Below are 23,510 nucleotides of genomic sequence, written 5' to 3' on the forward strand. Positions count from 1 at the left end.
TCCGTACACCAGTAGCCAAGTCTATACTCAGTCGCTGGTGTACGAACTCATCGAATGCCGCTTATCAGGGTTTCAAAACCACTTTTACGCAGTCATCTTCTTTGTGTTTGAACATTTCGTATGCCCGCGATGCCTCCGAAAGTGGCAGTGTATGCGAGATAATGTCATCCAGCACTACTTTTCCTCCCTCAATCAAGCCTAACAGCTCATCAATATAATTTTGCACCGGAGCCTGTCCAAATCGGAGAGAAAGCCCCTTGTCGAACAACCGGTGAATGGGAAAGTTGTCGTAGGGCGATCCGTAAGCGCCTACTACCGTCACAACCCCTCCCCGCCGGACTGCCCGGAAACACAACTCCATTGCCTTAATCGAGCCTTTTTCCAGATTAATGACCGCTTTCATTTTGTCCAGAATGGTACGTTCTGCTTCGACGCCCACCGCATCGACACAAACATCAGCGCCCCGTCCGCCCGTCATGGCATAAATTGCTTCTACAACGTCTACTTCGTGCGGATTGAGTGTCTCCACTTTATTGACCTGTTTAGCCCGGGCAAGCCGGTAATTCAACGGATCAATGGCAATAACCCGACTCGCACCGCGAATCCAGGCCGCTTTCTGCGCCATGAGTCCAACCGGCCCGGAACCAAAAATGGCCACGGTTTCGCCGCCTTTCACATTCGCCCAGTCGATGGCCGACCAACCCGTTGGAAAAATATCGGTTAGGAATAAAACCTGCTCATCGGTTAGTATCTCGGGTACTTTCCGCAGGCTGTAATCCGCAAACGGAACCCGCACGTACTCGGCCTGTCCACCCGGATAGCCGCCGTACAGATCAGTGTAACCAAACAAAGCGCCTCCCCGTCCCGATACCAGGTCACCTTCCGGGCCGTAATGGTCTGGATTGGAATTTTCGCAATGGGGCTGTAGACCATGCGTACAGAAAAAACAACTTCCGCAAGCGATCGGGAAGGGAACGACAACCCGATCACCTTTTTTCAGATTCGTCACCCCGGGCCCTACTTCCTCAATAATTCCCATAAACTCATGGCCCATCACCTGGTCTTTCAACTGGGGAAAGAACCCATCGTAGATGTGCAGATCAGAGCCACAAATCGCCGTGGAGGTTACGCGAATCAACGCATCACGGGCTTGTTCTATCTTCGGGTCATCGACCGTATCAACGGAGATGTCACCAATTTTGTGAAATACGGCTGCTTTCATTGGTTAGCGTGAATAAGATTCTTGTTTTTCCGGGGTCTCCGGTCCAAGGGTTTAACTGTCTCAGGAAAAGTTGGTTCGATAATCCGCACAACCGGCCAACAAAAAAGCGGCAACAGGTTTAACCCGCCGCCGCTTTTCGAAATTATCTATGTAAATCAGGCCACCAACTCAACCAGGTTATCCTGTTGCAAAACCACTTTCATGCGCTCCCCTAAATCATCTGAACCTGGGTAAAGCGGTAAACGGACGTTGGAAGAAATAAACCCTAAAATTTCCAGAATTTTCTTCACACCTACCGGATTTCCTTCTTCATACAGCAGCGGGTCGATGCGGAGGAAGTGCCCCAGTTCTTTCTGCGCGAAGCGGAAATCACCTTGTAGCGCAGCGTTAACCATGCCCGTAAAGCGAGTAGGGAATGCATTGGCAATGACCGACATAACGCCAACACCACCAATACTGATGATGGGTACTGCCTGTACATCATCGCCCGAAATCAGTAGAAAATCGTCTGGCTTATCCCGCGCAATCTCCATGCATTGCTCAATCACGCAGGACGCTTCTTTCACGCCAATGATATTGGGATGTTCCGCCAGTGTGCAGATGGTTTCGGGCGACATATTGATGCCCGTCCGAGGCGGAATATTATACAGAATAACCGGCACGGGACTCGCATCGGCAATGCGCGTAAAATGCTCAATTACACCTTTTTTACCGGGTTTGTTGTAATAAGGGCAAACCGATAAAATAGCGTCTACGCCTTCGAAATCAGTGTCCTTGATAGTGGCCACCACGTCGGGGGTAACGTTTCCGCCAACGCCATACACGATGGGCAAATTTTTTGAATTATGTTCCTTGAGGTATTGGAGAAGCTGCTTCTTTTCTGTCTTTGTAACCGTTGGCGATTCACCGGTGGTACCTTGCAACACGATGTAGTTTACACCACCATCCGATATATGCTGCACAACGCGACCAAAGCCGTCAAAATCAATGCTTAAGTCGTTATTAAACGGGGTAACAATGGCAACCCCAACGCCATGGAAACGCGTATCCATTGATATAGGAATAAAATATTGGCTATGAAGCGACAAAGGTACGGGTTTTCGGTGGGAACTCCGCAAATTCTTCCTTTAGTTGGCCGCTCGACAACGCCAACTTTCACTCTTTAAGCAGGAATACGGCGTTTTTGTATGCTTTTAACTTCTAGGAGCTTCTCAGACTAAATTTTAGTACTAGTTAAAACTTGTTGCTATTTGGTAAAAAGTTTTATTGGTTATTCCCGACTCAGGCTTTTTACCGGATTGGCCGTTGCCGCCCGCCACGATTGGAAACCAACAGTGATCAGCACCAAAACCAGAGCAAGTAAACCCGTTAGCGCAAAAACCCACCAGCTCAACGAGATTCGGTACGCAAACCCTTGCAGCCAGCTACTCATGAACCAGCCGGATATTGGAGCCACGATGAGAAAAGAAAGTGCCACAAGTCCCAAAAATTCCTTTCCAAAAAGCCACAAAATGTCCTCATTTCTTGCACCAAGCACTTTCCGCACGCCAATTTCTTTTGTCTTCTGCGCTGCCATAAAACGCACCAGTCCAAAAAGTCCCAAACAACAAATGATGGTCGCAATTAGCGTAAAAAGTCGGGTGAGCTGCCAGAGCGTTTGTTCTTTCTCGTAGAGCTTGGCAATGCGCTCATTCACAAACTCATACGTAAAGGCCGTATCGGGAAACGTTTTTTTGAGCGCACTCTGAATGCTTTCCAGGCTCGCCGCCATATGCGTAGTACTTAACCGAATGCCTGCCTGGTTATGGAGTTGGGGGGAAGAATAAATGACGCAGGGCTCAATCGGATTCTGGAGGGACTTCTGGTGAAAATTACGCACGACACCCACAATGGTTCCCTCCTGCCCCGTGTTGTCGCTTTGCAGACGTTTGCCCAGCACATCTTCCAGACGATGTACCCCGAGGCTTTTCACAAATTCTTCGTTGACAATAAATTCGGTTGTCGAATCCCGCTCTACAAAATTCCGACCGGCGGCCAGTTGTAATCCATACAAAGCCAGATACTGCGCATCACCCCAACGGTCCTGAACCAGAAAGGGCTCGAATTCAGCGCGTTGATTAAATTTTACATACCCACTGTTGTTGGTATTATCTGCTGGTGGAAGGGCGTGAAAGCTAACCGTCTGAACCGATGGATTTTGCAGCAACTCTTCCCGAAAAGGCGCGCGTTTACCTCCATCACCGCCCGGAATGCGTACCCGTACAATGGCGTCCTGATCAAACCCCATGTCTGCTTTCTGGAAATAATTCATCTGCGTCATCACCACAATGGCACCAATGATAAACGCCTGCGAAACGCTGAATTGAGCCACCACCAATATTTTTCGCACCGAAAAGCCACCCAGTTTTTGTCCCGAAATTTTGCTTTTCATGGCCAAAAGCGGAGAAAACCGAGCTAGCAAAAGCGCGGGGTAACTACCCGCTACCAAGATTACAACAGCAACCAGAGTGAGCAGAAAAAGCAGTAGTTCAGGATCGGTAAGGTTTAGCGTCAAAGCACTGTTCATCCACCCGTTCAGCAGGGGCAGCACCTGCATAATCACCGGAATGGCGATCAGCGTGGCAAGCAGCACCAAACAGGCCGCCTCAGTAATGAACTGCCAGAAAATCTGACTTTTAGCGCCGCCCAACGCTTTCCGTACGCCCACTTCCTTGGCCCGCCGCAAAGCCTGGGCTGTCGAGAGGTTAATGAAATTAATGCAGGCAATCCCGATCAGGAAAAAGCCAACCAGACTCAACGCCCACAGCAGCGGCTTTCTAATTTCGCCCCCATACCGTTCGTCAAAATGCATGTCCCGGAGCGGTTGCAAATGAAAATGCCAGTGGCTGAAGTTCTGTTTTCCCAGGTATTTATCGACAAACTGGGGCAAGTACGCTTCTATCACTTGACGATTAACCTGTTCGGGCAACTGCACAAATACCGAGCGAGCGCCGCCAATCCAGGTTAAGTTCTGCATTTCATACTTGGGATTCAGCGTTTTAAGCGTTGGCAGCGACACCAACACTTCGGCTTTTAGATCGCTGTTCGCCGGAAAGCTTCGGATCAAGCCCGTTACGGTTAAATCCGCCGCGTTATTAATCCGAATTATTTTCCCTAATACCTCCTCACTTCCAAAGTATTTCTGGGCTTGCCGCTCCGTCAGAACCACGCTGCCGGGTTCGCGCAGAGCCGTTGCCGGATTGCCTTTTACAAACTGATAATCAAACATTTCCAGCAAGCCCGCCGAGGCGTAAGCGACTCCGGCCCGCTCGATAAAACGTTCAGGCTCGCCCCCCGACCGCTGAATCTGGAGCGTGGGTTCTTTCAAATACATCAGCGATGCGGTGTTTTCAATGGCCGCAAAATGATTTTGCAACGCATCGGGAACGGCAATGGATACGCCCGGTTCGTGCTCTACACTGCCATCTTTCGAATGTATATCCAGCACGACCCGATAAATGCGATTCGCGTTTGCATGAAACACATCCGTCTGCCAGTGAAACTGGACGAATAGGTAAATCAGCAAGCCGCACGCTAGTCCCAAAGCTAGCCCTACGATATTCAGTACTGCATAGGTTTTGTCTTTTAGCAGCGAACGAAAAGCGGTTTTTACATAATTGCGTATCATCAGTTTGTTGTTTACGGGTTAGGTTTATTCGTTGCTTAGCCAGCGATCAGGCGCATAAACTCTTCTTCCGAAATCATAGGCACGTTCAGTTGTGTGGCCTTGTTTACTTTCGACGGTCCCGGACTTTCGCCGACAATCAGGTAGTTTAGCTTTTTGGAAACGCCACTTAACAGTTTTCCCCCGTTGGCGGCAATTTTCGCCTCCAGTTCTTCCCGGCTGAAGTTGGCGAAGGTGCCCGTATACAGCACGGTTTTTCCTTCCAGAGCGCTGCCTTCCCGCTCAACGATTTTCCGTTCGGCTTCCATGTGCAAACCCGCCAACCGCAATCGTTCGATATACACCCGGTTGTCCGTATCCGAAAACCATTCGACAACGCTTTGGGCAATGCGCGGTCCCACTTCGGGAGCACTCGTCAGGCTTTCCAGCGGAGCCGCCGCTAGGGCATCAATACTCCCGAAAAAATCGACCAGTTTTTCCGCCGTTGTCAAGCCCACATACCGGATTCCCAGCGCAAACAGCACATTGGCAAACGGCTGCGCTTTGGAACGCTCGATGGCGTTCAGGATATTTTCTACCGTTTTCTGCCGAAAGCTCACCACTCGCTTTTTGCCACTCTCAAGGTCTTCGTAGGTTTTTTCCAGACCCAGCAGCTTTTCGCTCGTTAGTTCATAAAAATCCGCCGGACTCTGCACCAGACCTTTATCGATCAGCAACTCGATTTTACCTTCGCCAAGACTCTCGATGTTCATGGCGCGACGCTGAATAAAATGCTCGAAACGAGCCTGTTGCTGCGGTGGGCAATATTTTTCGTTGGGGCAGTAAAAATGCGCTTCCCCTTCCCGGCGGTACAAACGAGTGTTACAGGCCGGGCATTCAGTGGGGTAAATGATTTCTTCGCAGAGTGCCGTTCGTTTGCTAACGTCAACGCTCGTTATTTTAGGAATGATCTCGCCCCCTTTTTCGATAAAAACCGTATCGTGCAGCATAACGCCCAGGCGCTGGATTTCGTTGGAATTATGCAGCGACGCCCGCTTGACAACCGTTCCCGCCAGCAAAACCGGCTTCAGCAGGGCCACCGGCGTAACCGCTCCGGTTCGACCCACCTGGTACTGGATACCATCCAGCGTTGTACTAGCAGCCAGGGCTTTGTACTTATAGGCAATAGCCCAGCGCGGACTTTTTGCCGTAAAGCCTAGTTCCCGCTGCTGGTCATACCGGTTGACTTTGATTACAATGCCGTCCGTACCCAAAGGAAGCTCAAACCGTCTGGTATCCCATTCGGCAATGTACGCCATCACCTCTTCGATGGTGCCGCATTTCCGCCAGGTAGGCGACACATTAAAGCCCCAGCTTTTGAGAACATTCAAGCTTTCTTCGTGGGTTTGAAAGACTTCCGGCTCGGACAGAAACGAATAAAGAAAACAATCCAGACGCCGTTGGGCTACCACGGCTGAATCCTGCATTTTGAAGGTCCCGGAGGCCGCGTTACGGGGGTTGGCCAGCAGTGGTTCACCAATATCCTCGCGTTCCTTATTGATGCGTTCAAACTCCGCCAGCGGTAAAAACCCTTCACCCCGTACCTCGAAAACGGGCGGTAACCCGTCGGCCTTGACCCGAAGCGGCAGCGTACGAATGGTTTTTATGTTCGGGGTAATGTCATCACCACGCACCCCATCGCCCCGCGTCACGCCCCGTACCAGCACGCCGTCTTCGTAGGTGACGCTCAAGGCTACGCCATCGAATTTCAGCTCACAAATGTATTCGTAGGTATCCCCATTCAGACCTTTCCGAACGCGATTGTCAAATTCAATTAAATCGGCTTCCGAATACGTATTCCCCAACGAAAGCATCGGAAAGCGGTGATAAACAGTCGGAAACTCTTTAGAAATGGTTCCTCCCACGCGCTGGGTCGGGCTGTCGGGGCGTCGGTCAGCCGGGTATTGCTGCTCCAAAGTGGTCAGCTCCTCCAGCATTCGGTCAAACGTAAAGTCGTCTACTTCCGAAACGCTATTTTGGTAGTATTGGTAATTATAATGGTTCAGTAAATCAGTCAGTTCCTTTATTCGCGCTTGTGGATTCATGGGTTCTAACACAGGTATTATACAGATAAATTATTGCTCGCTGGACTGGTGATGAACAGCAAAACTGGATTCTATTTTTAACGTACAAAAATCACAGAATATCTTTAGATCTAAGTCCCGCCTGTTCAGATATTGTGAGATTCTTTGCACATCATAGGCATTGTTTCGACAATAAGCGTAATTTTGGACCCCATAATTACAACTTGTATTTCGGACTAACTACAAAAACCGTTTCATGTCCTACCCATTGATCGCTCCTTCCATTCTGGCCGCTGATTTTGCGAACCTCCAACGCGATATTGAAGTGCTCAATAACAGCGAAGCGGACTGGATTCATGTGGATATTATGGATGGCGTTTTTGTGCCTAATATTTCGTTTGGTCTTCCGGTTTGCGAGGCGGTTCACCGTCATGCCAAGAAGCCGCTCGATGTCCACCTGATGATTGTGCAACCGGAACAGTATGTGGAAGCCTTCGCCAAAGCGGGCGCTACGACTATTACCGTTCACTTGGAGGCCTGCACGCACCTGCACCGGGTTTTGCAACAAATCAGAGACTTGGGCTGCAAAGCGGGCGTTGCCTTGAATCCGCACACATCGGTTCGCCTGCTCGAAAACGTCCTGCATGATCTGGATATGATTTTGCTCATGTCGGTTAATCCCGGCTTTGGCGGTCAGAAATTTATTGAACAGACATTACCTAAAACCCGTCAGCTTCGGCAGATGCTCCAGGAAGCGGGCAGCGCTGCTTTGATCGAAGTTGACGGCGGTATCGATACAAGCAATGCAGCGGCTCTTGTGGAAGCAGGAGCACACGTTTTGGTTGCGGGCAGTTCGGTCTTTCGGGCCGAAAACCCAGCCGACGCAATCATCCGACTCAAACAAGTTGGTCAGCGTGCTGAAGCTTAACTTAACCTTTATAAAGTAAGGATGAAGAAATTTCCTGGTATCCTACTGAGTGGCTTATTGCTGTGTTGTGCCATGTCTTGCGACCGCACATCCACTCAGAACGCTACTGCCAATACCCAGCCCATCGGATCAGCAAACTCCCTGGCGTCGAAACCACCGGCCTCGCCTGCATGGGCCAAAAATGCAACTATTTACGAAGTTAACCTGCGTCAATTCTCGTCGGAAGGCACATTTAAGGCGCTGGAGCAACAATTAACCCGCCTCAAAGAGATGGGAGTTGATGTTCTCTGGCTGATGCCCATTCACCCGATTGGTGTCGAAAAGCGCAAAGGAACCTTAGGCAATCCGTATGCCGTCAAAGATTATCAGGCCGTTGACCCCGAATACGGGACGATGGAGGATTTCAAGGCGCTGGTCAAGCGCGCCCACGATCTGGACATGCGTGTTCTGCTGGACTGGGTTCCGAATCATACGAGCTGGGATCACCCCTGGGTTAAGCAGCACCCCGACTGGTACACACAAGTTAACGGACGCATTATTTCGCCTCTAAATGAAAAAGGCGAATCAGCAGGCTGGAACGACGTTGCTGACCTTAATTACGACAACGAAGCCATGCGCCACGCCATGCTGGATGCCATGAAGTTTTGGGTGCAGCAATGCGATGTCGATGGATTTCGGTGCGAAGTAGCCAGCCTGGTCCCCGACGAGTTTTGGGCCGATGTTCGTCCGGCGCTCGATAGCATTAAAACGGTTTTTCTGCTGGCTGAATCGGAAGACGATCCGGCGCACTTCAAGCTTGGCTTTAACGTCAACTATGGCTGGTCACTGCACTGGCTTCTAAAGGGCATCTATAAAGGCACGCAGAATGCAACGGCCATTGACTCGTTGCTGGCTGCCAACCAGAAGCGTTTTCCACCATGGTACTATCAGGTCTTTTTCCTTCAAAATCAGGATGAAAACAGCTGGGCAGGCACCGCAACGGAACTGTTTGGCAACGGGGCTGACGCCTTTACGGTACTGGCTTACACCTTTGACGGGATGCCGCTGGTCTACAACGGCCAGGAGGCCAACCTGAGCAAACGCCTGAAAATGCACGAAAAGGATCCTATTTTCTGGGGTAATTACAGCAAACAGGAGTTTTACAAATCACTCTTAACCCTTAAGCACCGCAACAAGGCGCTCTGGAACGGCCTGCATGGCGGACCACTGGTTAAAATTCCGACTGGACGCGACGAGAAAGTGTACGCCTTTCACCGTCAGAAAGATGGCGACCACGTGGCTGTGATTGTCAACCTCAGCCCGGAGCCTCAGACCATCCAGCTTTCAGGTGATGGCTTCGAAGGCATGTACACCGAAGTATTTAGTCGCCAGTCCGTTGAGCTAAGAAACGCCCTTACGTTTACGCTCAAACCCTGGGAATACAAAGTTTATACGAATTAGAATTTGAAAAATGAGCAGTTGTTGATGAACACATTTTTGTTGATTCATCAATAATTATTCATTGTTCAGTTTTTAATTTATTCGTAGTTTATTCGTTAGTCTTTCGTACGACACCTTCTTTCAATCTTGAACCAACCACCGGTAAGCACGATGCGTTACATTCTGCTTATTTTCCTGGCTATAAGTCTTTACTTACCCGCGCAAAGTCAAACCGTCTTATGGGCTAATCAAGTGGTTGGCTTTTCGTCGGAAGGCCGGGGCGAGACGTATTCGCAACAATACCACGCCAATCAGATATTGGGTAAGCCCAGCAGCTTGCCCGAATCCGTCGAAAATCCCTGCGCCTGGTCGCCTCTGTATGCTGACGGGCCAAGTGATGAGTGGATCACCGTGCGGTTTGATAAAGCCATTCCCATTCAGCAGATTGCTATTTTTGAAAGCGGTAACCCCGGTGCAATCATCAATGTTCTGGTCATTGACCAGCAGGGTAAGGAAACATCGGTGTATAAGCCCCAGGCCAATGCTGGCTCAAATCCGCTGCTTATCTTTCCGACGACAAACAACCTAACTGCCAACACCGTTAAAGTAGTCATGCGACCCGCCTTGGTAAAAGGCCTGAATCAAATTGACGCCATTGGCATCTCCTCGACCAAGGAACCCATTAGCATTGGCATCAACGTGTCGAAAGAAGTTCCCAAAGAAATTGTTAAAGAAAGCCTGGGTGCCCAGATCAACACCAAAGCCCAGGAGGTCGCTCCCGTTATTTCTCCCGACGGCAAAACCCTGTATTTTACCCGGGGGCTGCACCCCAAAAACATTGGCGACCCGGAACACCAGGACATTTGGTTTTCCCGCCTCGACGCCACCAATAACTGGGGTCCTTCGGAAAACATTGGTCCACCGATTAATACGGTGAATGACGATGCGATTTGCGGAATCTCACTGGATGGCAAAACCATTTATATCCTGAACGTCTACAGTCCCGACGGCTCCGTTCGGTTTGGGCTTTCAAAATCAACCAGAGGAAAATCAGGCTGGTCTTTCCCCGTAGAATGCAAGATCAAAGACAACCATTATCTTCCTAAGAATCAAGACGATAAAGTACTGTTTACTGAATACGCCATTGCCCCCGACGAGCGAGTAATTATCCTTTCGGTACGCAGACGTGATTCGATTGGCGACAAAGATTTATACGTTTCTTTCCGCCAGGCAGACGGCACCTACAGCGTTCCCAAACACATGGGGCCGGTAATCAATACCGCCGAACTGGAGGCCGCCCCATTCATCGCTGCCGACCGCAAATCACTGTATTTCACCTCGGCAGGTCGCCCGCAGTATGGTAAAGGCGATATTTTTGTCAGCCGACGGCTGGACGAGACCTGGACTAAGTGGTCGGAACCTGAGAACTTGGGGCCTTCCATCAACACGTCGGGCTGGGACGGTTATTTCACCATTCCGGCTTCCGGTGATTTTGCGTATCTGAGCAGCAACCAAAACTCTGTGGGCGAAGAAGATATTTTTCGCCTGAAACTCCCTCCCACCGTTAAGCCCGACCCCGTTGCCATTTTATCCGGTCAGGTCTACGATGCCTTAACCAGAAAGCCTATTTCTGCCAAGCTGGTAGCCGTAGGTAAGGCGGCTGAGGAAGATAAAGAAACCACCACGGTCAACTACGAACCCGAAACCGGCGACTTTAAATTTATTCTTCCCGTTCAAAAATCGTATCAACTTACGGCCAGCCAAGAAGGGTATTTTCCCACTACGGAAGTAATCGACCTGTCGCGGGAAAAACGCTTCCGGGACATTAAGAAAAGCATATACCTAACACCCATCAAGGCGGGTCAGAAAATGGTTTTGCAGGAGGTTCTTTTTGTACAAAGTAAAGCCGAACTGATCAAAGGTTCCGAGGAAGAACTTGACCGTTTAGTAGAAACTTTGAAGCAGTATCCGCAAATGGCGATTTTGGTCGAAGGGCATACGGATAACCAGGGGGACTGGAATTTGAATTTGAAACTGTCGGAAGACCGGGTTCAAGCGGTTAAAAGCTACCTGATTGAGCACGGTGTAGCCCAAAATCGGGTTCAAACAAAGGCCTGGGGACCAAGCAAACCCATTGCCAGCAATTCCACCGAAGAAAAACGCCGCCTGAACCGGAGAGTAGAATTTACGATTCTAAAGCTCTAACAAAGCCGAATTCGTGTAAATTTACGCCCCGAACCGAATAGCCTCCTCTTTGGCTGATTGAATGTCCTTACCAACAAAAAATTCCCGTAGCTTACTCATTCTGGGTGGAATCGTCCTGTTAGCTTTTGTTTTACGCCTTTACCGCGTAGGAACGTATGGTATTTATTTTGACGAAAAATCAACGCTGTTAATCAGCCAGGGCGTTTGCGTTGAAGGTGCCAATCAGCACGATGTATTTTCAAAGCCTTATTTTTCCCCTAAAGACTTCTGGAGTCCCAAGACGTTTGCCGATTTTATTGAAGCAAACATCCGGGGCGATATCGGCAACAGCCCCGCCTACTACGGTGTTCTCTGGGTCTGGATGGAAATCTTCGGCATGGAAGATACGGCGATGCGATTTCCGTCGGTGCTTTTCAGCACGTTTACGATTATTTTGCTGTACGTTTTCGTCCGAAGGCATTTTAAGTCCGAAAGCCTGGCCCTGATTTCCAGCGCCATCGCAGCCATTGAGCCTTTTTTCGTTTCCTATAGCCACATGGCCCGGAACTACTCCATGACGTTTTTCCTGACGCTCCTGGCTACCCATCTTTTCCTCTTGATTCTTGAAAAAGAATCTCGTCCTAAAAACAAACTTGGCCTCTACTTCGCTTATTGCTTTACCATTGCGGCCTCGGTCCTCTCGCATTATCTGACCGTCACGGTCTTTATGTGCCACGGCATTTATCTGCTCCTCTATGTCCGTCAAACCCGCATTTGGGTCAACCTGTCTATTGTAGCCGTGGTTGCGCTGGGTGTAGTTTCTTCGTGGTTTATTTTCGGAGGCGGTAAATACACGTTCTTTACGCTGGATTATCAGGCTAAGTTCTACCGCAATCTGGCGCTGACCAATCCCTACAACAATGGTTTCGGCATCATCCTGCCCGCTACTGTTTCTAACGTTTTGAAACGCTCTTTACCGATCTGGAGCGATCTGGTCTTTTTCACGAATGGGCTGGCAGCGAAAGTAGGCGGCCTACGAAACTTTGCGCTTTCTCTTGGTTTTGGCGTTGCTGCTACCGCCATCTTACACCTCTACCGGAAAAAGGCCAATCCGCCCGTTTGGGTTAAGGTGGCTTTTCCGCTGTTGCTGGTAGTTGGGCTTCCTTTCTATACGATTAACCCGATCCATTTTTTTGTATTATCAGCGGCTTTGCCTTTATATTACTTACTGCTCACAACCATTCTGGAAGATACCAACCGACAAACGCGTCCGTTGATTGTGTTCCTCGTTGTTTTATCGCTGGTGCCTACCTTGTTTTTGCTCCTGATGGCTTTCCGCTCCGGACATACCTACGGCATTACCCAGCGTTACTCAGGCTTTTCGTTTCCGTATGCGACTATCCTGGTAGCCATGACCTTCCGCAAGCTGGCTTCATTACGCCAGTGGTTTAGCTGGCCCCTGGGTGCAGCCATCGCCGTGCAGGTTGTTTTCATCGGTATGCTGTTGGTTCGTATTTATCAGGACTCCGACCCGAAGTATACGTATTTCGGTAATCCACGCATTGCTAACCCCATGCTCACGGCCGCCAATAAAATTAAAGCCCAATATCAACCCGGTGATACGGTTTTGTATCCTTCTTTAAGACGAAAGGAATATACGGATATCGATAAAAATGGCTTACCTGTTTCGGTCATTGACGCTCAACTGGTTAATATTTACCTACCCAAAGAAGCCGACTATTACCAGCGCATTGATTCAACCGAGCGGGACAAGATCGTTCTGCTCAAAGGGAAGACCGGTCAGAAAATTACTATCTTTGACTTCGAAGGGTCGAAGTATCGCTATTAACCCCGTAATCGGTTGGCAGCAGGCAGACAATAAAGTTAATCCTGACTATTCTCTGCACATGCCAACTTACACACTATGACGACTATAGACACATCTGTTCTGAGCGGGCAATTACGGCTGAAGGTACTGGATATGTACCACATGGCCAATGCCGGACACATTGGCTGTTCGCTCAGTTGCCTTGATTTAATGATTGCCACCCTGATTTTACGCAAGCAGGAAGACGATACGTTCATATTATCCAAAGGGCACGCCGCCGCCGCTTTGTATGTCTGCCTGAATCATCTGGGTGAGATTTCGGATGAGGTGATGGACACCTATTACAAAAACGGCACGACTTTACCGGCTCACCCGGCTCCAAATCGGCACAAAGGCATTCCGTTTGCTACGGGCTCCCTGGGTCATGGATTGCCCATTGCCGCCGGAATTGCCCACGCCAACAAATTACAGGGAACCAACCATACCGTTTTCGCCCTGCTTTCGGATGGGGAGACCAACGAAGGAACCACCTGGGAGGCTGCGCATTATGCCCTACAGCAGGGACTCGACAACCTGATTGTCCTGATCGACAAGAATGGCTTACAAGGCTTCGGCAACACCACAAATGTGCTGGGCGATACGGCCTCGGTGGAAAAATGGGAAGCCATTGGCTTCGACACCGTTGAGGTTGATGGGCATAATGTTGAGGCGTTACTGACCCAAATCGATTACCTGCGGCAGCGTCCCGATGGACGGCCCAAACTCATCATTGCGCATACGGTCAAAGGGAAAGGTGTCTCATACATGGAAGATCGGCTCGAGTGGCATTACCTGCCCATGACAGCTGAACAGTATGAACAAGCCCGTACCGAAGTACAAGACCGGTATTTAACACCCCAATCCACGAATGTTTCCGCATAATCCCACCGTTACCGACAAAATTCTTCAACTAAAAGGCCCCATTTTTGTATTTGGAGCCAGTGGCTTCATCGGCGCTAATTTATTCGATCAGATTTTCAAAGTTCGCAAGGATTGTTATGCCCTGACGCACGACGCTACCAAAGCCTGGCGGTTGAAGCTGCTGGATGTACCCGCCGAAAATGTAATTCACTGCGATATTACGTCCCTCAACTCGGTTCGGGAAACGTTCGACCACTATAAGCCCAAAACAATCTTTAATCTGGCCGCTTACGGAGCGTATAGTAAACAGAAAAACGTCAACCTGACCTACGACACCAACGTAACGGGTACGGTAAATATTCTGGAAACCTGCACCTCCGAAACCGTCTATATTCACGCCGGAAGCAGCTCGGAATACGGTTTTAACTGCACCGCTCCGAAGGAAACTGACCGTGTCGAGCCGAATAGCCACTACGCCGTTTCCAAAGTTTCGGGTGCTTATATCCTGGAATTTTACGCGCGCGTTCACAACCTGAATACACTCAACTTACGCCTTTATTCCATTTATGGAGGTTGGGAAGAACCCGACCGGCTTATTCCCCGTTTGGTGGAAGAAACCCGCAAAGGCTCGCTCCCACCGCTGGTCTCGCCCGATATTAGCCGCGATTTTGTGTACATCGACGACTGCGTGGAAGCCTTTGTTCAGGCAGCGCTAAAAGTAGACAAGACCATTCGGGGCCGGTCTTATAACATTGCTACGGGCCAGAAAACGACCATGCGCGAACTGGTTGACGTAGCCATCGAAGAATTTAATATTCCCCAAAAGCCGGTTTGGGGCAGCATGGGCAATCGGCAGTGGGACTTGTCCGATTGGTATGGCGACCCTACCGCTGCCGAAACCGATCTCGGCTGGAAAGCCCACACTTCTCTGCCGAGTGGTCTACGCCAAACGGCAAACTGGCAAATTCAGCACGACTACCAGGGCCGGATTTTGCCCGCTTTCGCAACGCCAACGCTTAATCCAGTCATTACGGCCATCATTGCGTGCTACAAAGATGCCCAGGCAATCCCGTTCATGTACGACCGGCTGGTGAAGACCTTCAACGAAATGAAGGTGCGGTACGAGATTATTTTTGTCAACGACAGTTCTCCCGATAACACCGAAGAAGTCCTGCAACCCATCTGCGAGAAAGACCCGAATGTGATTGCCATCACGCACTCGCGCAATTTCGGTTCGCAATCGGCTTTCCTGAGCGGAATGGAAATTTCAACCGGCGATGCCGTAGTACTGATGGATGGCGATTTGCAGGATCCACCCGAAATCATTCCGCAGTTTTTCGAGAAATGGCAGCAGGGTTACGATGTTACGTACGGCGTTCGTGTTCAGCGCGAGATGGCCCCGCACGTTCATTTTTTCTACCGGACCTTTTACCGTCTGTTCCGGAAAATGTCCTATATCAACATTCCAGTTGATGCGGGCGATTTCTCCCTGATTGACCGGAAAGTCGTTCGGGAACTCGTTTCGCTGCCCGAAACAGAACAGTTCCTGCGCGGATTGCGGGCCTGGGTTGGTTTCAAACAAACCGGAGTCGATTATGTACGACCCGAGCGGATGTTCGGCGTTTCGACCAACAACTGGACCAAAAATATCTGGTGGGCGAAGAAGGCTATTTTCTCGTTCAGCTTTGCCCCGCTTGAGTTAATGTCTTACGCGGGTTTTGTCCTGACTGGCTTATCGGTCTTGGGAATTTTGTGGCAAATCATCGCCCGGATTTTCAATTTCGACCCCAATACACCGTATGGTCTTTCGACGGTAATTGTTTTGGTCATGTTTTTCGGCGGGATCAACCTGCTGGGCATTTCTTTTCTGGGCGAATACGTCAGTAAGATTTTTGAAGAAACGAAAAAGCGACCCAAATTCATTCGGACGAAGGTACGCAAAGGAGATCGCCTCTATAAAACGGCTTCCGAAATCCGGACGTTTTCCGAGGCTAGAAAAAGCAAATAATGACAAAACGTACCCAAATAGGTTGTTTTTGTCTATCCATGCTGGTAACCGGCTGTGGAACACTTGATCTTTTAAAGGATCGAAAACGCGATTCGGTTGAGATTCACGTTGATAACCAGACGGGTGGAACGTTATCGAATGTAACGATTTATGTTGTTCAATCGGTAAAAAGGCCAAACACAACGAATTACGTGGTGGCCCATACCGATTCTACCGTGCTGGGCGACCTAGCTCCCGGAGTGCGGCAGAAGGGTACGCTGTATGAAAAGAACATTCAGGGTACAGATGGGTCTTTTGAGTTTTCTGCTCTGGACAGCAACGGTAAAAAGTACAGTACAAAATTTGGCTATCTGACCAACGGCGCATTTCTTGAGTTTCAACACGCGCTCATTGTTCAGAAAGATACCATTTTGATTAAATAAGGTAAAATGAGAAAGGAATTTTCAGCGGCAATCGAGCGTATTGCCCAGGAAGACGATAAAATAATTTTCATCACTGGTGATCTGGGGTACAACGCCCTCGAAAACGTCCGTGAGCTTTTAGGACCCCGTTTCATCAATGCCGGTGTAGCCGAACAAAACATGGTTGGCGTTGCAGCGGGAATGGCCTACAAAGGCTATAAAGTCTTCTGTTACAGCATTGCTCCCTTCGCGGTCTACCGCTGCCTGGAGCAGTTTCGGAATGATGTTTGCCTGCACAACCTGCCGGTTTTTCTGGTTGGAAATGGCGGCGGCTACGGCTACGGGATCATGGGATCTACCCACCACGCAATTGAAGACCTGGCGTGTTTAAGTGGCTTACAAAACGTCAAAACCTGGATTCCAGCCTTTGCCGATGAGGTCGATGGTGTCGTTAATGCAATTGTTACCGAGGCGAAACCGGCATATCTACGGTTGGGAGCTGGCCCGAAAACGCCCGAAGGCAGCGAAACGATGGGCACTTTCAAACGCGTGATGGGTAGCGACGATCCCAAAGGAACTGTTGTTGCCTTGGGACCCGTGGCGGCCAACGTCCTGAAAGCGCTGCAAACGTCCGACACGCTGGACAATCAATTTGAGGTTTATACGGCCATGAATTTACCCATGGACCTGCCAACAGAACTGGCGCAGCGCTGGGGAAATGCGCAGAACCTGCTTGTTGTCGAAGAGCACGTCAGTATCGGTGGTCTGGCGCAGCAGCTATCCGTTAAACTTCTGGAAAACGGGCTGGCTTTCAAACAGTTTGTCAGTCTTTCGGCGCAGGGTTATCCGGAGAGCCTCTACGGCGACCAGTCTTATCACCAGAAGCAATCCGGGTTGGATACGGCCAATATCCAGGAAAAATTGCGTTCGTTTTTAGCTTAGCCAATCGTTCTGTTTTGCACCTAATGCAGCGTTCCATTAATCCTAAATCATTGGCGGAGAGTGACCTTGATAAATCAGCTGGCCGTTCACCACAACCTGCGTCTTTACTGACCGGGCTGGCAGCGCTACTTCTTGTCGTGCCGATTGCGGTTTATGGCTGGTTTCTTTTCCGGTATGCCGTCAATATTCCGAAGTGGGATGATCACGTTCTCAAGTTTTTCCTCCTTAATTTTCGGGAGGCAAATACCTGGACTGAGCGATTTTATCAGCTTTTCAAGCAGCACAATGAACACCGCATTGTGTATGACCGCCTGGTTAGTGGGATCGATTATTTGATTTTCGGCAAACTGAATTACATCCATTTGATGGTTATTGGTAACCTTAGCCTGATTGGATTACTGGCTCTTTTTGCGAAAGCGCTCCGTCGGGCCCAGGTTCCTTTGTGGATGGCCTTGCCGGTCGCGCTGCTCCTGTTCAATCTGGCGCAGTGGGAAAACATGTATTGGGGCATGGCAGCCTTGCAGAATTTTACGGTTATCCTCCTCATTTTCGCCACGTTATATGTGCTATCTTTCCGGCCGCAGCTTGGCTGGCTGGCTTTTGCACTCGCTATTGCTGCCACCCTCACGAGTGGAAACGGACTGGTCGTCTGGCCGATTGGGTTGGCTTTGCTGCTGCTTCGGCAGAATTTTGGAGGTACGATGCGCTGGCTGCTGGCAATGGTTCTGGCTATTCGAATCTATTTTATCAACTACCAGACACCTCCCGGAAATCCACCCGTTAAAGTTTCTTTTCTCGCCCTTTTCAAAGGATGGCTGGCATTCAATGGCGCGGGCGCGGAAGCTTTCGCAACGATTCATCCATTTGCCTCTTATTACCCAATCGGCGTTTTGATTACGCTAGTTACCCTTGCTTTGTGCCTCTACCGCTTGTGGACTTATCTGAAAGGCCAGACGCTTAGCGCCTGGGATTTATTCTATTTGGGTGGCGCTGCCTTTTTGCTTGGTACCGGCGTTATTGTTACGCATTCGCGGGCGGGATTTGGTCTGGAAACCCTGCTGACCAGCCGCTATAAAATCTATTCGCTGTTGCTTTTTGGCCTGACCATCTGTTACGGCATTACCTTGATTCGCGCACGTCAGCGCACGTTCCTGGCGTTGGGTGCCACCTTTTTTAGCTTTGTTCTGGCAGCTTTGTCCTATACCTATTACCTGGGTGATACCATTATGCTGCGTAAAATTCTGGTTACGTATCAGTTTAACTGGACTTATACCCAGAACAAGCCGGAGTCGACCATTGATGCCGTTACCCAGAGCCTCCTTGACAACCAGCCGGCCTTTTACGACCGTTGTTTACCTACTCTATTTGGGGCTGTTTCTCATACGCCAGTTACGCATCTGGATACTGTCTATCAAACGGGGGCGGCTTATACGTTTCGCTCCACTTCCTTTCCCGTTTTGGGTTTGCAGGACGAAGGGGCTTACCTAGTGGCGCGTTCCGCCAAGCGGGTTTATCTGTTTCCAACCCGGCAAACGCAAACCAATAGTCGCCGGGCGCTGCTTGAATCCGAGCGTGTGCTAGGTCCAGGCTTTACGGCCCAAATTGAGGAAGCTGAGCTGGAAAATGGTGTTTATACTGTCCAGCTTCTGCAAGTCAACAAAGGCTCGGATTGCCAGTTATTTTCAACAGGCCAGCAAATGAATATTGCCCGTCAGGCGGCCCCCGTGTTCCAGAAAAACTGGTAAACCATGCCCATCCGAACAATCACAACCTGGTTTTTTCTTTTACTCCCTATCGGACTTGTTAGCACGGTGGTTCTGTTTTACGGGATCAACCTACCTTACTGGGACGATTACATGGTTCAGGAACATTTGCTGGCGGTAAAATCGGATACGGGTGGACTCTGGCACAAACTAGGCCGGTTATTTGATCAACATTGGGAGCACCGCATTGTCTGGACACGCAGTCTTTTTTTCATCTACTACAAACTGACCGGCCAACTTAACTATTACGGATTAACGCTACTGGGAGTCAGTGGCTTACCGCTTATTGGGCTTCTTTTTTACCTGGCTTTCCGCCGCCTTAGCCTGCCCCTGTATTATTTTATTCCGGTTTGCTACTGGCTTTTTACGCTTCAGTCCCACGAAAATCTGCTCTGGGCGATGGCGTCAATCCAGAATTTTTACGTGCTGGTTTTCGCGCTGGGTGCTTTTTACGGCCTCGCCCGTACGACCAGACCTGCTTTTATCGCCGCTTTGTTCCTGGCTCTCCTCGCTTCGTTTACCAGCGGAAACGGCTTTTTGGTATTTGTTGCGGGGGCCATCGTTCTTCTCTGGACCGCTCGTATTCGGCAGGCCATTCTTTGGCTAATCGTTGGTGCTTTGGCCATTAGTGGTTATTTCTATGGTTATTACCGGGTTGGCTTTTTCCCATCTCCATTTAAATATGGCTTCGATGAATGGCTGAAAGCGTTGTTTGTTTTTGCCGGCTCTTTTGTCGATACCTATCCCTATAGCAAGCCCTACGCCATCGGCTACGAAAGCCAGATCTGGTTAACGGTACTACTTGGGGTCTTGATTATCAGCTTCGCGGCGTATCACCTCGTCCAGCTTTTTATCGTGAAGCGCTTTTTTACCCGTCAAGTCAAAACCAAAACAGACCTGTTCTGGACTAGTTTTTTTGGGGGTGGAATTCTTTTTTTGCTGGGAACGGCCGCCATGACCGTGTATGCCCGGCTTGGCTTTGGAGGTGCCGATTACATGCTTCAGGGACGCTACAAAATTTATTCTCCGCTTTTTCTGTCCCTATGCTACCTTTATTTTCTTTGGATTAACCGTTCCAACAGTCATCTGTTTCGCTACTGGATTGTCATCTTGTCGGTGAGCGTGCCGGTTAGTTTATTTGCCAGTTACCAATGTCTGGAGGGAATTATCAACCAACGCCGAAAAATAATTGCGTCTTATATTACCTGGTTGAACCAGGCTCCGGCCGCTTACCAGAACCAAATTAAAACTATCTTTCAGACGGCGCAATCGCTTCCTTTTGACCCTAGCCTGATTCGACCCAATCAAGCAGTGAGCGATACAACTGGCTCTATAGCTGGGTTAAAGAAAGACACTTACTTTTACAACCTCACGAAACAACCGGCGATCAACCCTGATTTAGCCCATCCCGATGAAGGTTCTTACGTGGTTTTGGTAGGTCGGGACAGCAGTTATGTTTTTGCCGCCCGACCCTTGCGCCCCTACTCGGTGCCCGACAGCCTGTCTGCGGCCAACACGGGCGGCTATTTTAGCAAGGTGTTTCAGGCACAGATACCCAAAGAGGGCTTGAAGACGGGCAACTACCGACTGGGCATTCTTACCAACCAAAATAAGGAAGTATATTTGAAGATGACGTCTGTACAGATTCATCACACCTCGACTTTTTAATAACAATGGCAGTACCAACAACGGTCGAAACCGTACAGAAAGAAAAGGGATATCTCGCTCAGCTTGATGGATTACGCTTCATAGCCGTCACTCTCGTCATGATCGATCACTGGCTTGGCGAGCGTGTCCAACTGCCACTGGGTTACTTTGGGGTCAATCTTTTTTTTGTACTTAGTGGATTTCTGATTACCAGAATACTTATTATTAGTAAAGCCCAGGATAACCAGCTCGAGCGCACTCATTCGCGCTCGTTGAAGCAATTTTACATCCGCCGCAGCCTCCGGATTTTTCCGGTTTATTATATTATGTTGCTGGTGCTGGCCCTTATTAATTTTCCATCGATCCGGGCAACCTTGCCCTGGTTTTTAACCTATACGCAGAATATTTGGGTAGCTATTCACCATACCTGGTTCGGTGCCGTTGATCACCTTTGGTCGTTGGCTGTTGAGGAGCAGTACTATCTTTTTTTTCCGTTTCTGGTCTTTTTTATTCCCAACCGCTTTCTGCTGCGTTCCCTTTTTTTTCTGATTGGCATTTCTGTGCTGCTTCGGGTCTATCTGTTCGCAACGGGAGCTGCCTGGATGGTTCAGTTTGTGATGATGCCAACCTGCCTCGATGCCTTCGGCATGGGCAGCGTGCTGGCCTATGGAATGATTTTTCACCGCGAGCGCTTTACCAAATGGGTAAGTTCTTCGTGGCTGCTTCTGGCGAGTCTGGCTCTGTACGCGTTTGACTTATACATGATGAAAAGCCTGGCTCCCAGCCGCAACCTTTTCACGGATGTCTTCGACCGTTTCTTTACCTCGCTTTTCTGCTTCTTTTTAATTGGGAAAGCTGTTATTGGCTTCAAGGGGGTATTCAAAACTATACTCGAACATTCGGTCAGCACGTATCTTGGGCAGATTAGCTACGGTTTATACCTCTTTCACAATCTGGTCTTTAACGCCTACCACACGCCGCCAAATGCCATTACGCTACGCATTTGGAATCGCCTGACTGAGTGGACACCGTTTTTAACCGACTCTCCCGCTCGACTGCTTTATTTTTACGTAGTTACCGTGTCGCTTGCGACCGTTTCCTGGTTTTTGATTGAGAAACCGTTTAATTCTTTAAAGAGTCGTTTTGCCTATTGACGCCATGAACAGCACTGGCCGGAAAGGCTTCTTTAGTTAGCCTTGGTTGCGCTGGTTCTGTATTCCTTGTTTCCTTACATAATAAAGAATTAACTAGCCCTGTTAAAGTAGGTTCTGAACGGTTTTCCATTCTTTTTTTATATTATTGCCAATGCTCAATCAACAGTTAATTACTGAGTTAGTAAAAACAAGAATTGGATAAATAGAATAATCTTCTCTTTTTAACGACTATGAAATAGTTTATCACAACCGCAAAATATAAGCTTTAAGTAGCTGTTGATTCTACTAAAGCTTTCGTTGATTCGTTGCATCCATTAGTTTGCTTTTACTACTATTCCGTGCCATTGAATAATTGATGAGCCAGTGTAGTAAACAAAAAGTACTATTTCCTTATCTTTGCTTTGTAGGATTCTATTTATCTAACGTACCGGCATCCTCAACCAATTATTCCCGCTACGTAGCCACATTATTGCTTCCATACCATGAGTTTAACTTTGTCGATTGTTATGCCAGCTTACAACGAGGAAGATTGTATTGACCTTGTTGTACGTAATTGGATCGACTTTCTGAACAGCCAATTTCCGGGCCAAAACACCCGTTTGATTGTCATCAACGATGGTTCTAAAGACCGGACAGGAGCCATTCTCGATACGTTAACGCCTCTTTATCCAAATAAATTAGTCGTTGTTCACCAACCAAATGGTGGACATGGCAACGCGGTTGTAAACGGCTATCGCCAGGCTGTCGCCCTGGATTCTGAATATGTCTTTCAAACAGATAGTGATGATCAGTTCATCACCGAGGATTTTGCCAAGCTCTGGGAAAAGCGTCGTCAATCAAAGTTCATCCTGGGCTATCGGGAAGAACGCTATGATGCGTTAGCCCGTCTGATCATTACCCGGATCTTACGCGCTAGTCTTTTCCTGATCTACGGCACATATATTAAGGATAGTAATATTCCATTCCGGTTAATCAAAGGCTCTTATCTAAAAGCGTTGCTGGATCAGTTGCCAACGCCTACGCCGTTTGCGCCGAATATTTTTCTAGCGGTAATGGCTAAAAAATCAGGACAAAAAACATTTGATCTTCCAATCGTTCATAAAGAGCGGCAGACAGGCACGGTGTCCATTCTTAAATGGAAACTGTTAAAAGTCTGTTTCCAAAGCTTCCAGGAGCTGGCTCAGTTCCGCATGGACCTTCCTAAAAAAGTCAAGGCGATCCAAAAAGCGGAAGCACAGGAACCGGTCCGGGCATAAGTTGAATGGGAACGCTGGTTCAATGGATTGAATAAGTGTAAACAGCTCTTTCGAAAAACAGTCTGTTTAACTTTGCTCAACCCCTTGAATCAGCGTTCCTATTTTTATTTTAGCGTAAAGAATCGGATAGA

At 49.0% G+C, this 23,510-nt stretch carries 15 protein-coding genes and 1 pseudogene; 12 read left to right on the plus strand and 4 right to left on the minus strand.

Features of this window, described 5'->3' with window-relative positions; all coding sequences use genetic code 11:
• Positions 1-64: 64 nt before the first annotated feature.
• The 4 genes from L0Y31_RS16170 to ligA form a co-directional block, all read right to left on the minus strand.
• The gene (locus tag L0Y31_RS16170) at positions 65-1,222 is read right to left on the minus strand and encodes a zinc-dependent alcohol dehydrogenase (protein ID WP_234734118.1); all 1,158 of its coding nucleotides are present in this window, start codon (positions 1,220-1,222) and stop codon (positions 65-67) included.
• 155 nt (positions 1,223-1,377) lie between these two features.
• On the minus strand, positions 1,378-2,274 hold the full coding sequence (dapA, locus tag L0Y31_RS16175; RefSeq protein WP_234734119.1) for a 4-hydroxy-tetrahydrodipicolinate synthase: 897 nt from the start codon (positions 2,272-2,274) through the stop codon (positions 1,378-1,380).
• A gap of 218 nt (positions 2,275-2,492) precedes the next feature.
• Complete coding sequence (locus tag L0Y31_RS16180) at positions 2,493-4,889, minus strand: FtsX-like permease family protein (protein WP_234734120.1); 2,397 nt, start codon at positions 4,887-4,889, stop codon at positions 2,493-2,495.
• 35 nt (positions 4,890-4,924) lie between these two features.
• Positions 4,925-6,970 carry an NAD-dependent DNA ligase LigA gene (ligA, locus tag L0Y31_RS16185; RefSeq protein WP_234734121.1) on the minus strand — a complete coding sequence of 682 codons (2,046 nt, stop codon included), beginning with the start codon at positions 6,968-6,970 and terminating at the stop codon, positions 4,925-4,927.
• Between the two features lie 235 nt (positions 6,971-7,205).
• Between ligA and rpe the strand changes: the two genes are divergently transcribed.
• From rpe to L0Y31_RS16245, 12 genes and pseudogenes are all read left to right on the plus strand, one after another.
• Positions 7,206-7,877 (plus strand): ribulose-phosphate 3-epimerase, encoded by a 672-nt coding sequence (gene rpe, locus L0Y31_RS16190; RefSeq protein WP_234734122.1) that lies wholly within the window; start codon positions 7,206-7,208, stop codon positions 7,875-7,877.
• A 21-nt stretch (positions 7,878-7,898) separates the two neighbouring features.
• Positions 7,899-9,317, plus strand: coding sequence for an alpha-amylase family glycosyl hydrolase (locus L0Y31_RS16195; RefSeq protein ID WP_234734123.1), 1,419 nt, complete (start codon positions 7,899-7,901; stop codon positions 9,315-9,317).
• 150 nt (positions 9,318-9,467) lie between these two features.
• A complete protein-coding gene (locus tag L0Y31_RS16200) occupies positions 9,468-11,501 on the plus strand; it encodes an OmpA family protein (protein ID WP_234734124.1) in 2,034 nt (677 codons plus the stop codon).
• Between the two features lie 61 nt (positions 11,502-11,562).
• Positions 11,563-13,329, plus strand: a complete 1,767-nt coding sequence (locus L0Y31_RS16205) for a glycosyltransferase family 39 protein (protein WP_234734125.1) — start codon at positions 11,563-11,565, stop codon at positions 13,327-13,329.
• Between the two features lie 63 nt (positions 13,330-13,392).
• Positions 13,393-14,229 (plus strand): annotated as a pseudogene (locus tag L0Y31_RS16210) (transketolase); the annotation flags it as partial.
• On the plus strand, positions 14,216-16,216 hold the full coding sequence (locus L0Y31_RS16215) for an NAD-dependent epimerase/dehydratase family protein (RefSeq protein ID WP_234734127.1): 2,001 nt from the start codon (positions 14,216-14,218) through the stop codon (positions 16,214-16,216). The pseudogene L0Y31_RS16210 and the gene L0Y31_RS16215, both read left to right, overlap by 14 nt.
• Positions 16,216-16,638: a hypothetical protein gene (locus L0Y31_RS16220; protein WP_234734128.1), complete on the plus strand. Its 423-nt coding sequence runs from the start codon at positions 16,216-16,218 to the stop codon at positions 16,636-16,638. Before L0Y31_RS16215 ends, L0Y31_RS16220 begins: the two co-directional genes overlap by 1 nt.
• Positions 16,639-16,644: 6 nt before the next feature.
• Positions 16,645-17,559, plus strand: a complete 915-nt coding sequence (locus L0Y31_RS16225) for a transketolase family protein (RefSeq protein ID WP_234734129.1) — start codon at positions 16,645-16,647, stop codon at positions 17,557-17,559.
• 23 nt (positions 17,560-17,582) lie between these two features.
• On the plus strand, positions 17,583-19,304 hold the full coding sequence (locus L0Y31_RS16230) for a hypothetical protein (protein WP_234734130.1): 1,722 nt from the start codon (positions 17,583-17,585) through the stop codon (positions 19,302-19,304).
• 3 nt (positions 19,305-19,307) lie between these two features.
• The gene (locus L0Y31_RS16235) at positions 19,308-20,990 is read left to right on the plus strand and encodes a hypothetical protein (protein WP_234734131.1); all 1,683 of its coding nucleotides are present in this window, start codon (positions 19,308-19,310) and stop codon (positions 20,988-20,990) included.
• A 5-nt stretch (positions 20,991-20,995) separates the two neighbouring features.
• Positions 20,996-22,123 (plus strand): acyltransferase family protein, encoded by a 1,128-nt coding sequence (locus L0Y31_RS16240; RefSeq protein WP_234734132.1) that lies wholly within the window; start codon positions 20,996-20,998, stop codon positions 22,121-22,123.
• 482 nt (positions 22,124-22,605) lie between these two features.
• On the plus strand, positions 22,606-23,379 hold the full coding sequence (locus L0Y31_RS16245) for a glycosyltransferase family 2 protein (RefSeq protein ID WP_234734133.1): 774 nt from the start codon (positions 22,606-22,608) through the stop codon (positions 23,377-23,379).
• Positions 23,380-23,510: the final 131 nt, after the last annotated feature.

The sequence above is a fragment of the Tellurirhabdus bombi genome (assembly GCF_021484805.1).
GTDB classification, from domain to species: Bacteria; Bacteroidota; Bacteroidia; order Cytophagales; family Spirosomataceae; genus Tellurirhabdus; species Tellurirhabdus bombi.